This window comes from Mycobacteroides franklinii (assembly GCF_001853795.1).
Taxonomy (GTDB): Bacteria; Actinomycetota; Actinomycetes; order Mycobacteriales; family Mycobacteriaceae; genus Mycobacterium; species Mycobacterium franklinii.
In genome coordinates this window covers 2,248,502-2,263,267 of record NZ_MLIK01000019.1, presented here as the reverse complement: position 1 = coordinate 2,263,267, position 14,766 = coordinate 2,248,502, and the positions used below count along the sequence as shown (strand labels likewise).

Sequence of the window (14,766 nt, the reverse complement as noted above, 5' to 3'; positions counted from 1 at the left end):
GCTACGCTCCCGGCATGTACCACGTATTGCAGCTGACCTACACCCAACCGATCGATGTCGTGGACGGTGTCCGCCCCGCACATCTGGAGTGGCTCGACGGAGAGATCGCGGCCGGCACCTTGCTGATCAGCGGCCGCAACGAGGCCGGTACCGGCGGCATTCTGATCACCGGTGACATCAGCGCCGAGCAGGCCGAGGCCCTGATCGCCGCCGATCCCTACACCGCGGCCGGGGTTGCCGAGTACACCCGAACCGGCTTCAACGCGGGCCGCAAGGCGGAGATAATCCCATGAGCGACCTGGGTTTTCCCGAGAATCGTTGGGGCAACCCCGACAGCACGCTGTCCCGGATCGCCGCCAAGTTCGCGGCCACCAAGCCGGGTTCGTGGACCATTCGCAAGCTGACCCCGCTGGACCGGGCGGTGATGGAGCGCACAGGCAGCCGCTACACCGTGTTGGGCCCGCTGGGGTTGTCGACATTGCTGCTCACCACGACGGGTCGCAAATCGGGCCAGCCCCGGGTGTCGCCCCTGCTCTACCTCCATGATGGGGATCGAATCGCCCTGGTCGGCAGTAACTTCGGCCAGGAAAAGCACCCGGCATGGACCACGAACCTGTTGGCCAATCCCCGCGCCAAGGTGACGCTGGCCGGCCAAACCATCGACGTGGTCGCAACCCTCCTTGAGGGCCCCGAGCGCGACGACTACTACCGGCGTTTCGAGGCGATGCTGGAGGTGTACTCGGCATACAAGGGCCGCACCGGACGGGAGATCAGGGTTTTCGCCCTGGAGCGCGCCGCTTAAAGCTATCCGTTACGGACAGTATCCGTACCCCTGGTACCAGTCTTTAACAGGTACTTTGTGGCAAAAGTTGCATAAGTGCCTCAATTCTTCCGCTTCTGGGCTAACATTCCCCGCAGCCCGCGGAAGGATGGAACGTGATCCAGGAACGCATCGACATCGCCGTCGCCGCACGGCCGGAGACCGTCCTCGAGGTACTCAAGGACGTCGAATCCGTCGACGGTTGGCTTCGCCCGCATCTACCGGCATGGCCGCCAGTCACCAGCACCATGACCGTCATCGAGTCGTTTGACGACGGCTCCCCACGGCTGGTGCGAACAGTGAGTTCCACACTCGGGATCGCGGACGACTCCCTGACCGAGTACCAGTGGTTTCCCGACGGGTGCCGACTAACGCTGGTGGAAAGCAGAACACTGCGCCACAACGTCAGCCGATTCACCGTCGTATCCGATGAGCCACAATCCCGGCTGACCGCGGATATCTCCCTCGATCTCAAGATCCGACTACCGGGACTGCTTGAGCGACAGCTCAAGAAGACACAGGTGGGATTTGTCCGGAGCTTCCAGCGGGCCCTCGCCGCGGAATCGGCTCGGCGCGAATTACATTCGTAGCGAGTCGGGTTCAGCGCTGGCGCGAGCCGAGGGCCTGGCGCTTCACCGAGCGCAAGATGTGGTTGGTCGCCAACACGTGTCCGCGCGTGCCGATCACCAGCGCACGATAGAGCCGACCACGCAGCCCCGGAAAGTCCGCATAGGTCTGCGCACGCAGCTGGGTACCGCCATCACGGGTTTCACCAAGCTCGAACACCAGCTCATATCGCGAAAAGTGATGTTGTCCGGCCAAACTCAGCCGATGTTCGGGCTCCACACCGTCGACTGCAAACCCCGCGCGCGGATGCGCACCCAACAATCCGCCGAGCGCACTGTGCTCAGCAGATCTCAAAAACGCGTCGACGTAGCCCTGCAGGCCCTCCCACACTCGGCCCCGCGGCGCGTCGATGCGGATCGCATGCTCGTCAATATAGGATAGATGTTCCATATCTTATGGTCTACCAGAACTAGGACGAATATTCCAGATGGCGCCCGAACGAAAACACACCAGCGATGCCATTCTCGACGCGGCGCGGTCGCTGCTGCTCGATGGCGGCCCTCGCGCCGCAACCATCGCAGCCATCGCCGGAGCCTCTGGCGCACCGCCCGGAACACTGAACCACCGTTTCGGTAATCGCGAGGCGATCATGTCGGCAACATGGCTACGCGCGGTCGAACGTTTTCACGAGCACGCCAATCGCGCACTACATTCCGGCGAAGACTCTATTGAAATCGCCGTGGCACTGGCGCTTTCGGTGCCCGCGTTCGCGCGCGCCTATCCCGATGACGCCCGATTGCTGCTCTCCCTGCGCAGCGCCGACGTCCTTGGCGCCGAAGCGAGTTCTACCCTCGACGAGCTGAACGCACCGTTGTTCACCGCCATGCGGGATCTGACGCGAACCATCTACCGCCGCGGTGACGCGCGATCGCGCGACCGGCTCATGCGCGCCGTGGTCGACTTGCCGTATGCCGCAGTACGTCGCCATATGCCCGCGCTACCCGGATGGCTCGAAGAAGATCTGGCAGAGGCGGTCCGTGCGCTGTTGGCATCACGATGACTGAACGCGGTCGCCACCGGCTCCTCGCACCCGCGCTCATGCTCATCAGCGGAACATCGATGTACATCGGCGCGGCCGCCGGAGTCAGCATGTTCCGATGGCTCGACCCCGCAAGCGTGGCCTGGCTGCGGATATGCGGTGCGGCACTGGTTTTCCTCGCCATCGCCCGTCCGCGGCGCGCGGCCTGGCGGGGCCGTGCCCTGTGGTGGGCGGGCGGCTTCGGGGTGGTCACCGCGCTGATGAACATGTCGTTCTATCTGGCCATCGATCGACTGCCGCTCGGCACTGCGGTTGCCGTCGAGTTCCTGGGGCCCATCGCGGTCGCGGCGATCGGTTCTCGCTCTGTCCGAGAAGCGTTCTCGGTGCTCGCGGCGCTCATCGGTGTGCTCCTGATCGCCGATGTGCAGCTCGCCGCCAAACCCGCGGGAATGGCATTCGCATTGCTCGCCGCGCTGTTCTGGGCCGGGTACATAGTTCTGGGAAAACGCGTTGCTTTACAAGGCAATCCGGCCGAATCTCTGGCGGTCGGTTTCACCGTCGGCATGATCGTGACCGCACCGGTCCTGGCCTATGGAATCGCCGGCGCGCGTGCGGACATCCCGATCGCCCACATCCTCGTACTCGGATTACTCATGGGCGTGCTGTCCAATGTCATCCCGTACGGGCTCGACCAGGTGATCTTGCGACGTGCGGGCCGAAGCTACTTCGCAGTGTTGCTGGCGCTCCTACCGCTCTCGGCAACCGCGATCGGCGTACTCGTCATGCACCAGATTCCCAGCACACCAGAGCTACTCGGCATCCTCGCGATCGTGGTGGCCGTCGCCGTGCGCCGGGACTCACCGCCGAGCGTGACCGGCACCGCCTGATTCTCGTCGTACGCACCTTTCCGTTCAGCCCCGGCGAACGTCGTGATAATTTGGCCATATGACTAACTTGGCCGATCGACCAATATCGGCACGGGGTGATCGTCGCCGTGAGCAGTTGGTCCATGCCGGTATCGAGCTGCTCGGCGAGGGCGGCTGGCCAGCGATCACCACCCGCGCCGTGGCAACCCGGGCAGGGACCAACCCGGGCCTGATCCACTACCACTTCGGGGGCCTTCCTGGACTGCATGCCGCGGTGACCCGGCACGCATGCGAGCTGGTCATCAGCCCGCTGGTAACCACCTTCCTGGACTCACCCGATACCCGTACCGCCCTGGACGCGATGCGCGACGCACTCCCCCAAACCGCCGGTGACGAGAACGCGATGCGGCTGGCGGTGGAACTCATCGCCGGCGCCACCCGCGAGCCCGCTTTGGGTGCCGTGCTCGGCGCAAAACTCAGAGAGCTACGCGCCGAGATCGCCGACCACATCCGGCTGCGGCACCCCGACTGGTCACGCCGCCGAGCCACCGGAATGGCGACACTGATCATCGCGTTCATGGACGGCCTCGTACTACACCACTCCGTTGATCCCCATATCGAGACCGCCGAGGCATTTTCGCTACTCAAAAGCCTTCTAGACGAGGAGGTAACTCATGAAGAAGCTCCAAAAGCCTAATCCGACAACGGGATTCCAGCGCCTGCTGTGGCGCCTGCCCATCAGGCTCTTCCGGGCCCACCTCGGATTTCTGGTGGGCAAGCGGATCATGCTGCTGACGCATATCGGCCGGGCTTCCGGTCAGCGCCGTCAGGCCGCGCTTGAGGTGGTCGAACACCGTGACGACGGCAGCATCATCGCGGCATCGGGCTTCGGCGCGGCGGCCGACTGGTACAAGAATGTTCGCAAGACACCCGAGGTCACCGTGCAAGTCGGCACCCGGGTCCACCGGGCACGGGCGATCACGCTATCCACCGAAGAGGGCGGTGAGCTCATGGCGCACTACGCGATGAAACACCCGCGTTCGGCACGGCAACTAAGCCGCCTGATGGGTTTTGAGGTCGACGGCTCCGCGGAGGACTTTCGCGAGGTCGGCCAGGCCATTCCCTTCGTAAGGTTCGTACCCGTCGCCTAGCGGGGCTCTTCCCGCTTGCCAGGACGTGCTCAGTCTGTGCCCGTACACTCCGCGAACAACTAGATAGTGACGGATGCGGAGGACATTGATCGATGAAGACAGCGACCGACTGGGGAACCGAGCTATGGCGATCGCTGGTATGGATCGGTTGGGTCTGGCCGCTCACCGCGGCGGTCTTCGTGATCATCGCCTTCTTGATCATTCAGTTCACCCAGTGGGGACGCCAATTCTGGCGCATCACGGGCCAGTACTTCACCACCCGTGCGGGGCGGGGCGGCTTGGTTCTGTTGGGGCTCGTGCTGCTCTCCGTCGTGGTGAACGTCCGCCTGTCAGTGGTATTCACCTATTACTACAACGACATGTCAGCGTCGATTCAGTACATCGTCCAGGCGCTGGCGCGCGATGGCCAGGGTATGCCGGACGCCAAGGCATTCTTCTGGCTCAATATCCGGCGGTTCTGCCTTTTGGCAGGGATCAACATCGCGGTCGTTGTAACTGACCTCTATCTGTTGCAGGCGTTCATCATTCGGTGGCGCGTGTGGCTCACCGACCGTATCTCCGTGGATTGGCTGTCGAAGCGGGCGTTCTACCGATCGCGATTCATCGACAACACCATCGACAACCCGGATCAGCGAATTCAGGCTGATATCAACAACTTTGTCGCCATGTCGAGCGCGCCGGAGGCTTTGCAAAGCTCGTCGCTGCATCTCGCATTCGGCGCCGTCAACGCCTGCATCTCACTGCCGTCGTTCACCATCATCCTGTGGGATCTGTCGGGTCCGCTGAATATCTTCGGATTTGAAATGCCCAGAGCGCTGGTGTTTCTTACCTATATCTACGTCATCGTGACCACGCTGATCGCCTTCCGGATCGGACGTCCGCTGATCCGCAGGTACTTCCTCAACGAACGCCTCAACGCCATGTTCCGCTACGCACTGGTACGCCTGCGCGACACCTCGGAGGCCGTCGCCTTCTACCGCGGCGAAAAGGCCGAGTCCAAGCAGCTCAAGGGACGTTTCGACGCGATCATAGGCAACTTCTGGCAGCTGGTGTACCGGAGCATGGGTTTCACCGGCTGGAACTTCGCGGTGTCACAAACCGCGGCGGTTTTCAACTCCGTGTTGCAGGTGCCACGACTGATCGCGGGGCAGATCACCTACGGTGACGTGAGCCAGAGCGCCAGTGCATCCGCCCAACTGCAAACTTCTCTGTCGTTCTTCCGAAATGCCTATGACAACTTCGCCGCGTATCGCGCTACCGTCATGCGCCTGGATGGCCTACTACAAGCCGACGCACAATCGCGCGAGCTGCCGATGCTGGAGCCCAGCGACCAGGAAGACGGCGTCACACTGCACAACATCTACGTCCGTAAGCCTAACGGCGACAGTCTGATCGACGACCTCAACCTCAGTCTGGCCGCGGGCGACGCACTGCTGATCAAGGGCCCGTCGGGCGGCGGCAAGACCACCCTGCTGCGCTCACTGGCCGGGCTGTGGCCGTACACCGACGGCGACTGGACCCGTCCCGGCGGCGAATACGAGACGCTGTTCTTATCGCAGATGCCCTACCTGCCGTTGGGCGATCTGCGTGCCGTGGTGAGCTACCCGGCGCCGTCCGGGACGTTCTCCGACGAGGAATTGCGCACCACTCTTGACAAGGTGGCTCTCGGCCATTTAGTCGACCGGCTCGACGAGGAATCCGACTGGATCAAGGTGCTGTCTCCCGGCGAGCAGCAGCGTGTCGCCTTCGCGCGCATCCTGCTCATCAAGCCCAAGGCGGTCTTCATGGACGAATCGACATCCTCACTGGACGAGGGCCTGGAATTCTCGCTCTATCGCCTCCTGCGCAGCGAGGTGCCCCACTGCACACTCATCAGCGTCGGCCACCGCAGCACCATCGATCAGCACCACAATCAGAAACTTCAGCTGGAATCCGAGGGGCGTTGGGAGCTATCACCGATCGGGGCGGGAATAAGCGGGGCCGAGTAGGCTTTCAATCGGTAGCTTCGTTAACTATCGCAAAAGGATGCATATATGGTCACCGTGTCGGCGTATGCCGCGACATCCGGTAAGGACCCCCTGGTCCCCACCACAATCGAGCGTCGTGAGGTCGGTCCGCACGATGTCTTCATCGACATCAAGTTCGCCGGTATCTGTCACTCCGATATCCACACAGTCCGCGACGAATGGGGCCGCGCCAACTACCCCATCGTCCCTGGTCACGAGATCGCCGGTGTTGTCACCGAGGTCGGCTCCGAGGTAACCAAATTCAAGCCGGGCGATCACGCCGGCGTCGGCTGCTTCGTCAATTCCTGCCGTGAGTGTCCGAGCTGCCTCGCCGGACTGGAACAGTTTTGCGAGCGCGGCATGGTGGGCACCTACGGCGCCAAGGATCGTGACGGCACCCAGACGCAGGGCGGGTACAGCCAGGCGGTCGTCGTCGACGAGAACTACGTGCTGCGTATCCCCGACAGCCTCCCCCTGGACGCAGCGGCCCCGCTGCTGTGCGCCGGTATCACCACCTTCTCGCCCCTGCGGCACTGGAACGCGGGCCCGGGCAAGCGCGTTGCCGTCGTCGGACTCGGCGGCCTCGGCCACATGGCCGTAAAGCTGGGCAAGGCAATGGGCGCCGAGGTAACGGTGCTGAGCCAGTCGCTCAAGAAGATGGAAGACGGTCTGCGCCTGGGCGCCAGTCACTACTACGCGACTGCCGACCCGGACACCTTCAAGTCGCTGCGCAACAGCTTTGACCTGATCCTGAACACCGTGTCCTCGAACTTGGACATGGGCAAGTACCTGGGGCTGCTGGGTGTCGACGGCACCCTGGTGGAGCTGGGCCTGCCTGAGCACCCCATCGAGGTCCCCGGCTTCCCGTTGCTGACCAACAGGCGCAGCATCTCGGGTTCGTTGATCGGCGGTATCCCGGAAACCCAAGAGATGCTTGACTTCTGCGCCAAGCATGGCATCGGTTCGGAGATCGAGGTCATCGATGCCTCATACATCAACGAGGCCTACGAGCGTGTGGTGGCCAGCGATGTGCGGTACCGCTTCGTAATCGACACCGCCACTTTGTAAGTTTCATCCCGAGTACAACCGGTGACTGATGTCGTCGGGGTGCCGATGCTGAGGGGATGACACGCGTCATCCGTTTCAACGCGTTCGACATGAATTGCGTTGCACACCAATCCCCCGGCTTATGGCGGCACCCCGATGACCAGTCCTGGCGGTATAAGGATCTGTCCTATTGGACGAACCTGGCCAAGCTGCTCGAACGCGGCCGTTTCGACGGATTGTTCATCGCCGACGTTCTCGGCACCTACGACATCTACGACGCCAGCGATGAGGCGGCCATCCGACAGGCCGCGCAGATCCCGGTCGCCGATCCCCTGCTCTTGGTCTCGGCGATGGCGCTGGTCACCGAACACCTCGGCTTCGGCGTCACCACGGGTACCGGATTCGAGCATCCATATCCGTTCGCGCGCAGGCTATCCACCCTCGACCACCTCACCGGCGGGCGGGTCGGATGGAACGTGGTCACCGGGTACCTGCCCGCCGCGGCCCGCAACATGGGTCAAACCGACCAGCCCGCGCACGATGCGCGATACGACCACGCCGATGAATACCTCGAGGTGCTCTACAAGCTATGGGAAGGCTCGTGGGAGGACGACGCGGTCGTCCGCGATGCCGCGCGTGGTGTCTTCACCGATCCCGAGAAGGTGCACCACATCGGCCACGAGGGAACGCATTTCACCGTTCCCGGGGTGCATCTGGTGGAACCGTCACCGCAACGCACTCCGGTGATCTATCAGGCCGGCTCCTCCCCGCGCGGGGTGCGTTTCGCCGCGGAGAATGCCGAGGCGGTGTTCACCGCGGCCCCCACCAAGGAGCTGTTGCGCCAGACGGTCAGCACGATCCGTCGCGAACTGGAGCTTGCCGGACGAGATCCCTACTCCGCCAAGATATTCAACCTCACGACGGTGGTCACCGCAGAGAATTCCGAAGCGGCACATGCCAAGCACCGCGAGCTGTTGAGTTACGGCAGCGCCGAGGGCGCGCTGGTGTTCATGTCCGGCTGGATGGGCGTGGACCTGGCCCGCTACGGCCTCGATGAACCGATCGGAAACGTGGACTCCAACGCCATCCTGTCGGCGGTCGCGGCATTCCAGGCCGCCACCGCCGACGGCCGGGAATGGAAGGTGCGAGATATCGCCGAGTGGGGCGAGATCGGCGGGATGGGACCACGTGTCGTCGGCTCCGGCACCGAGGTGGCAGACACCCTGCAGGAGTGGGTGGAGGAAACCGATGTCGACGGCTTCAACCTGGCCTACGCGATTACACCCGGTACCTTCGAGGACTTCATCGAGTACGTGGTACCGGTGCTGACCGCACGTGGCGCCTATCAAAATTCTTATACGCCAGGAACATTGCGGCACAAGCTGCTGGGCAACGGCGATCGCCTACCGAAGGAACATCGGGGCGCCCAGTACCGTATCGGTGGCCCGCTCTCGACGATCATCGATCGGCCATCCACCGTGCCGTCGTCATCGGGGTCCACGGCGCCGGCGCCTACGTCCGGGCGATAGAACTCCTGTACCGGTCACTGCCCGCAGAGGTAGATTTCCGTGTATGCCGAAGGGGGCGCAGCGCCTGCTCATCGCTTGCGCGGCGATGCTGTGCCTGATGCCCACGAGCCCCTCGCCCGCTGCGGCCCAACCACCACCGAGCTTCCCTGACCTCAGCGGTCTGCCTGCCGTTGACGCAGACCAGCACCGCAGTTACACCGGACACTCATTCATCACACCCGATGGACTGGTCTGTTTCGGGCGCGGCCGATACCCCTACTACAGCGTGGGATGCGCTGGGACAACGGTCGGCTCGAATCGTGCGATCCTCGATATGAGCACCTACGCACGCAGAGACGATCTACCGGCGACGATCTACGCCAGCCCGGTCGCCGAGAGTCCCACTGGCGTACGGCAACTGCCTACCAATCACACCATCCAGATGACGGCAGATGTCGTCTGCGCCGTTGTGGAACCGGCGACTACGGCGTGTGTCCTCAATTCATCGTCCCAGACACACGGATTCGTGATGAGCCCAGAACGCAACTGGGCGTTCTAGTTACGCGTTGAGTGCGGTGGCGTCCACACCCGCGAGCGGCCAGCCGCCGGCTGCCAGGCGCGAGGCGACACGCGAAATGTCTTGAGTGGTCGGCTCATCCTTGGTCACATCCGAGATGAACTTCTCGATCTCGTCCTTGCTCACCACACCATCGACCTGAGCGGCCGACTGGGGGTCGGTCAGCTTGGCGACAACTTCCTTGACCTGCTCCTCGGTCAGCGTGCGGCGCAGCAGCGCCAACAGCGGAAACCGATCGGTCGGGGGAACGCCCTCCGGGTATCCCGCAGACAGCCAGGAAACAATCGAACCAATAATCGATGTGCTCGTCACGGTAATAGTGTCCCCGCAGCAGGTTCACAGCGCGAGGTGACATGAGCACAGTTCACCGGTCGTTCATTTGTGCCCGGTGAACAGACACTTAGTGCACGCCTGACCTGCGATTTGCGCGCACTAAGCGCCTGTTGAGCAGATACGGACGTCAGAAGTTCCAGTCCTCGTCTTCGGTGTTCACGGCCTTGCCGATGACGTACGAGGAACCCGACCCGGAGAAGAAGTCGTGGTTCTCGTCGGCGTTCGGTGACAGCGCCGACAGGATCGCCGGGTTCACGTCGGTCTCCTCGCGCGGGAACAGCGCCTCATAACCCAGGTTCATCAGGGCCTTGTTGGCGTTGTAGCGCAGGAACTTCTTGACGTCCTCGGTGAGCCCGACCTCGTCGTAAAGGTCTTCGGTGTAATCGGTCTCGTTCTCGTACAGCTCGTAGAGCAGGTCGTACGTGTATTCCTTGATCTCTGCACGCTTGGCCTCATCGACGCGCTCCAGACCACGCTGGAACTTGTAGCCGATGTAGTACCCGTGCACGGCCTCATCGCGGATGATGAGCCGAATCATGTCGGCGGTGTTGGTGAGCTTGGCGCGACTGGACCAGTACATCGGAAGGTAGAAGCCGGAGTAGAACAGGAAGCTCTCCAGCAAGGTCGAGGCAACCTTGCGCTTGAGTGGCTCGTCACCCCGGTAGTACTCCATGACGATCTCGGCCTTGCGTTGCAGGTTCGGGTTCTCCTCCGACCACCGGAACGCGTCGTCGATGTCCCGCGTGGAGCACAGCGTCGAGAAGATCGAGCTGTAGCTCTTGGCGTGCACCGACTCCATGAACGCGATGTTGGTGTACACCGCTTCTTCGTGTGGAGTGATCGCATCGGGGATCAGGCTGACCGCGCCGACGGTGCCCTGAATGGTGTCCAGCAGCGTCAGGCCCGTGAAAACCCGCATTGTCAACTGCTTTTCGTGATCGGTGAGGGTGTTCCACGACGGGATGTCATTGGATACCGGCACCTTTTCGGGCAGCCAGAAGTTACCGGTGAGCCTGTCCCAGACCTCGGCATCCTTCTCATCGGGAACCCGGTTCCAGTTGATCGCCGAGACCCGGCTGACCAGCTTAAGTTTTTCACTCACGAGACCACTCCTGGAGAACGTCAAACAGATTCGCGGGATTCGCTGACTGTGGAACAGACACTACCCCTGGGGGCCGACATCATGGCGCAACACAACGTGTTGTGGTTAAGCGTGTCGAGCCGAATCCCGAGAATCCCTAGTGACGCAAACTTGACACATGTAAAGTCCGTGGTCATGGACAAAATCACGGGCAAGAACATCGCCATTACCGGTGCCGCGCGCGGTATCGGCTACGCCACCGCCACCGCACTGCTGCGCCGGGGCGCGCGGGTGGTCATCGGCGACCGTGATGTCGAGGCGCTCGCAGCCGCCGTCGAGGGCCTCAAAGAAGAAGGAAACGTCGACGCCCATCCGGTAGATGTCACCGATCCGGCCTCATTCAAGCGATTCCTGGAGGCCGCCGGCGCCGGCGGCTCGGTCGACGTTCTCATCAACAATGCAGGCGTCATGCCGATCGGCCCGTTCCTGGCCACGAGCGACGGCGCGATCCGCTCGATGCTGGAGGTCAATCTCTACGGCGTCATCAACGGGTGTCGCCTGGCGCTTCCCGAGATGGTGGCACGCCGTGGCGGCCAGATCGTCAACATCGCATCCGTGGCCGGCCTCATGGCGGCACCCGGCATGGCGGTATACAACGCGTCCAAGTTCGGCGTCGTCGGCCTGTCCCGCGCGCTGAGCGACGAGTTCGCACCGCAAGGAGTCCAGGTCAGCGCCGTACTGCCGACCTTTACCAACACCGAACTCATCGCGGGCACTGATTCGACCGGTGCGCAGAAACCCGTCGAACCCGAAGACATCGCCGCGGCCGTGGTGCGGATCATCGAGAAACCGCGTGTCCAGGTCACGGTCCCGAAGCCGCTCGGCGCGGTGACCACGATCGTCAATTCGCTGCCCACCACGGTGCGCCGATTCATGAGTAAGAAGGCCGGAACCGACCGCGTGTTCCTCGATATCGATACCAACGCACGCAGCGCGTACGAGAACCGTGCCGGGTCGAGCCTGGGTGTGACCAAACCCGACGGCGAATAGACCCGCTCGCGGCCCTTACTATTTGATATGTGAGCGAGAAGCACTACGACATTGCGGTAGTCGGCGGGGGCCCGGCCGGGTCATCTGCGGCCTGGCAGGCCGCCCGTACGGGCGCCAGCGTGGTGCTCGTCGACAAGGCCGAGTTCCCGCGGGATAAGCCATGCGGCGACGGGTTGACCGCCCGCGCGGTGAGCTACCTGCAGAAGATGGGTCTGGCCAATGAGGTCGCCCAGTTCCATCGCGTCGACGGTGTGCGCGTCGACAGCGGCAGCGTGTGGGAACTCACCTTCCCCAAGCGTCCCGGCATGCCCAATCACGGGCATGTGGTGCGCCGCCCCGAGCTGGACACCCTGCTGCTCAAGCACGCCGAGTCCGCGGGCGTCGAAGTGCGCCAGTCCACCGAGGCAGTCGGTCCGATCGGCGATGGCGATCTGGTCAAGGGCATTGAGGTCAAGACCGCCAATGGATCGCGTGAGACCATCTCGGCCGACGCGGTGATCGTCGCCGACGGTGCCTACTCCCCCGTCAAGCGCGCGATGAACATCGACTCGGAGGTCAAGGGATACACCGCGATTGCGATCCGCGCCGAGATGGAGGCCAACCGTGAAGACTCCAACATGCTCGACATCGACCTGCGGTTGCACCACAAGCATGACGCGTTGATCGGATACGGCTGGGTCTTCCCACTCGGCGGCGGACGAATCAATATCGGCATCGGGTACGTCAACAGCTACAAGAAGTGGCAGGACGTCAACGCCGCACAGGTTCTCGACACCTACATGAAGAAGCTGCCACGCGAGTGGGAGCTGCCCGATCTTGCCGAACTGCGCAAGAACAAGGGTGTGCGCGCCTGGCGCCTGCCCATGGGATTCACCGCGTGGCCACCCTGGCGGCCCGGTGTGCTGTTCGCCGGTGACGCGCTGGGCGCGGGTAAGCCGGTCAGTGGTGCCGGTATCTCCAAGGCGCTCGAATCCGGCTTGGCCGCAGGCGAATGCGCGGTGGCGGCATTGCAGAATGCCGGTCCGCAAGACTTCACCAACTACCAGCAGCGGATGAACGACGCCTGGGGCCGGGAATACCGGCGCGGCCGCATCATGCACCGGGTCCTGGGCAATCCGTGGCTATGCGACAAGGGCATCAAGCTGATGGACAACGCGACTTTCCGCGACAACATGCTCAAGACCTTGTACAAGCGGGCTCAGGGCCCCGGCCACAAGCACTGATCTGTCGTGTGGTCAATCCGTCGGCGGGAGATGGTGCTCGCCACCGGATTGTCCACTGTCGCAGGCTTTCTGGACGCGATCGGCTTTGTGCATCTGGGTGGGTACTTCCTGTCCTTCATGAGCGGTAACACGACCCGAATGGCCGCGTCCACGGCCACCCAACAGTGGGAATCCGCGTATAAGGCAGCCGGTTTGATCGGCATGTTCTTCATCGGCGTGATGGTCGGCGCGATCGCCTCACGCGTCAGCGGTGAACACGAGCGAGTGGCCGTGCTGGCCGTCGCCTCGACAACTGTTGCCGCAGCCGCGATCACCCAGGAACTGGGGGCCGGTGTGGCGGCACTACTTGTCACCGCGTTGGCGATGGGCGCCATGAACTCGGTCTTCCAGCGCTCCGGTGAGGTCCAGGTTGGCCTTACCTACATCACCGGCACGGTGGTGAAGGCCGGACAACGGCTGGTCGACGCGTTCTTCGGCGGCCCTCGCTGGGTGTGGCTGCGTTACGTCACGCTGTGGGCCGGGCTGACGATCGGCGCCGTGTTAGGCGCCGCGACATATCACCGCATCGGGCTGGACGCCCTGTGGATTGGCTTGGTGCTCTTGGCTATCGCCACGTTCACCACGTGGCTGGTGCAGCGGTCGATCCCTGCGGTTTTAGATCCGGACTAGATCCAGCACCCGCTCCACCTGAGCGCTTCCGCCTTCGACCGTCAAGCGTGACAACGGAACTCGGTGCCATAGTGCCAGCAGCAGATCGGAGGTGGATGCCGTAATCGTGGCGTCCACTGTGGCGTCGTCGTCCACGATACCGATGCTGCCCGTGTCGGCACGCAACAGCCACGACCCGCCGCCGTCATTGGCCCGCAGGAGTATCCGCGCTCCCTGAAGATCTTGCGGCGTGCCGCCGCCACGCCCGAGGAGCCTGGGCGTGAAGAGCTCTGACCACTCTGCGATGCCGTCCGCGGCCAGCGCCGTATCGATCGGGTCAGCATCCCAGCCGCGATAGGCGTGCTCGATGTCCCAGCGGTGCACGGCCACTTCCTGCGCCTGCCGGCGATACCAGAACCGCACCGGCCGCTCACCGAACAGTGATTTCGTTGACGTATCGATGTCCTTCGACGTCAATGCAGCGCCAAGTTTGTCGGCACGCTCGGAGTACCAACCGAGGATCTGCTCCCCCGCCGGGGCATCCGGGTCGACGTCTGCATATGGAACCTTTTGCCCGACAAGGACTCCCACAGCCCAGCGGTGTACTCCCCCAAGATGAGCCACTACGTCGCGCGCCGTCCAACCCGGGCAAGACGGTACGTCACGGTCCAGGTACTCGGGCGGGGTCGCAGCCACGGCCGCCGCCCCTTTGCGTAGTGCTTCGAGCCACTGATCAGGCGTCACCGACTAGTCATACCACCGCCGGGCCTGAATCTCGCGACGGTTTCGGGCCGAAGAGAGTCGTGAGATTTGCACTCGGCGTTCAACAAAACAGCGTGGTCAGCGGGGT

The 14,766-nt window shown here is 63.1% G+C and carries 18 protein-coding genes; 14 read left to right on the top strand and 4 right to left on the bottom strand.

The features are described from left to right. The first annotated feature begins 14 nt into the window (after positions 1-14). The 3 genes from BKG76_RS18475 to BKG76_RS18465 all read left to right on the top strand — a co-directional run bounded on the left by BKG76_RS18475 (position 15) and on the right by BKG76_RS18465 (position 1,410). A complete protein-coding gene (locus BKG76_RS18475) occupies positions 15-293 on the top strand; it encodes a YciI family protein (RefSeq protein WP_070938880.1) in 279 nt (92 codons plus the stop codon). Further along, entirely contained in the window at positions 290-802 is a 513-nt protein-coding gene (locus tag BKG76_RS18470; RefSeq protein ID WP_070938879.1) for a nitroreductase/quinone reductase family protein, read from the top strand. Before BKG76_RS18475 ends, BKG76_RS18470 begins: the two co-directional genes overlap by 4 nt. Positions 803-936: 134 nt before the next feature. Then, positions 937-1,410 carry an SRPBCC family protein gene (locus BKG76_RS18465; RefSeq protein WP_070938878.1) on the top strand — a complete coding sequence of 158 codons (474 nt, stop codon included), beginning with the start codon at positions 937-939 and terminating at the stop codon, positions 1,408-1,410. Positions 1,411-1,420: 10 nt separating this feature from the next. Here the strand turns inward: BKG76_RS18465 and BKG76_RS18460 are convergent, their stop codons facing one another. Further along, complete coding sequence (locus BKG76_RS18460; RefSeq protein WP_070938877.1) at positions 1,421-1,837, bottom strand: hypothetical protein; 417 nt, start codon at positions 1,835-1,837, stop codon at positions 1,421-1,423. A gap of 37 nt (positions 1,838-1,874) precedes the next feature. On the opposite strand from BKG76_RS18460, the gene BKG76_RS18455 reads away from it, so the two are divergent. From BKG76_RS18455 to BKG76_RS18420, 8 genes are all read left to right on the top strand, one after another. Next, positions 1,875-2,447, top strand: coding sequence for a TetR family transcriptional regulator (locus tag BKG76_RS18455; RefSeq protein ID WP_070938876.1), 573 nt, complete (start codon positions 1,875-1,877; stop codon positions 2,445-2,447). Continuing rightward, positions 2,444-3,313: an EamA family transporter gene (locus BKG76_RS18450; protein WP_070938875.1), complete on the top strand. Its 870-nt coding sequence runs from the start codon at positions 2,444-2,446 to the stop codon at positions 3,311-3,313. Before BKG76_RS18455 ends, BKG76_RS18450 begins: the two co-directional genes overlap by 4 nt. A 58-nt stretch (positions 3,314-3,371) precedes the next feature. Beyond that, positions 3,372-3,989 (top strand): TetR/AcrR family transcriptional regulator, encoded by a 618-nt coding sequence (locus tag BKG76_RS18445; protein WP_070938874.1) that lies wholly within the window; start codon positions 3,372-3,374, stop codon positions 3,987-3,989. Continuing rightward, a complete protein-coding gene (locus BKG76_RS18440; protein WP_070938873.1) occupies positions 3,967-4,443 on the top strand; it encodes a nitroreductase family deazaflavin-dependent oxidoreductase in 477 nt (158 codons plus the stop codon). Before BKG76_RS18445 ends, BKG76_RS18440 begins: the two co-directional genes overlap by 23 nt. Positions 4,444-4,535: 92 nt before the next feature. Next, positions 4,536-6,431: an ABC transporter ATP-binding protein/permease gene (locus BKG76_RS18435; protein WP_070938872.1), complete on the top strand. Its 1,896-nt coding sequence runs from the start codon at positions 4,536-4,538 to the stop codon at positions 6,429-6,431. A gap of 45 nt (positions 6,432-6,476) precedes the next feature. After that, entirely contained in the window at positions 6,477-7,517 is a 1,041-nt protein-coding gene (locus tag BKG76_RS18430; protein ID WP_070938871.1) for an NAD(P)-dependent alcohol dehydrogenase, read from the top strand. 56 nt (positions 7,518-7,573) lie between these two features. Further along, positions 7,574-9,025, top strand: coding sequence for an LLM class flavin-dependent oxidoreductase (locus tag BKG76_RS18425; RefSeq protein ID WP_070938870.1), 1,452 nt, complete (start codon positions 7,574-7,576; stop codon positions 9,023-9,025). Between the two features lie 43 nt (positions 9,026-9,068). Beyond that, on the top strand, positions 9,069-9,563 hold the full coding sequence (locus tag BKG76_RS18420) for a hypothetical protein (protein ID WP_070938869.1): 495 nt from the start codon (positions 9,069-9,071) through the stop codon (positions 9,561-9,563). Here the strand turns inward: BKG76_RS18420 and BKG76_RS18415 are convergent, their stop codons facing one another. Continuing rightward, positions 9,564-9,893, bottom strand: a complete 330-nt coding sequence (locus BKG76_RS18415; protein WP_070938868.1) for a DUF3349 domain-containing protein — start codon at positions 9,891-9,893, stop codon at positions 9,564-9,566. Between the two features lie 148 nt (positions 9,894-10,041). Continuing rightward, on the bottom strand, positions 10,042-11,016 hold the full coding sequence (gene nrdF / locus BKG76_RS18410) for a class 1b ribonucleoside-diphosphate reductase subunit beta (RefSeq protein ID WP_070938867.1): 975 nt from the start codon (positions 11,014-11,016) through the stop codon (positions 10,042-10,044). Positions 11,017-11,190: 174 nt separating this feature from the next. Between nrdF and BKG76_RS18405 the strand changes: the two genes are divergently transcribed. Genes BKG76_RS18405 through BKG76_RS18395 form a run of 3 tightly spaced genes read left to right on the top strand, consistent with a single transcriptional unit; the run spans position 11,191 to position 13,937 of the window. Next, the gene (locus BKG76_RS18405) at positions 11,191-12,045 is read left to right on the top strand and encodes an SDR family oxidoreductase (protein ID WP_070938866.1); all 855 of its coding nucleotides are present in this window, start codon (positions 11,191-11,193) and stop codon (positions 12,043-12,045) included. A gap of 29 nt (positions 12,046-12,074) precedes the next feature. After that, positions 12,075-13,268 carry an NAD(P)/FAD-dependent oxidoreductase gene (locus BKG76_RS18400; RefSeq protein ID WP_070938865.1) on the top strand — a complete coding sequence of 398 codons (1,194 nt, stop codon included), beginning with the start codon at positions 12,075-12,077 and terminating at the stop codon, positions 13,266-13,268. Positions 13,269-13,298: 30 nt separating this feature from the next. After that, positions 13,299-13,937 (top strand): YoaK family protein, encoded by a 639-nt coding sequence (locus BKG76_RS18395; RefSeq protein WP_070938864.1) that lies wholly within the window; start codon positions 13,299-13,301, stop codon positions 13,935-13,937. Here the strand turns inward: BKG76_RS18395 and BKG76_RS18390 are convergent. After that, positions 13,923-14,660, bottom strand: a complete 738-nt coding sequence (locus tag BKG76_RS18390) for a maleylpyruvate isomerase family mycothiol-dependent enzyme (protein WP_070938863.1) — start codon at positions 14,658-14,660, stop codon at positions 13,923-13,925. The two genes, BKG76_RS18395 and BKG76_RS18390, sit on opposite strands and share 15 nt — an antisense overlap. Between the last annotated feature and the right edge of the window lie 106 nt (positions 14,661-14,766).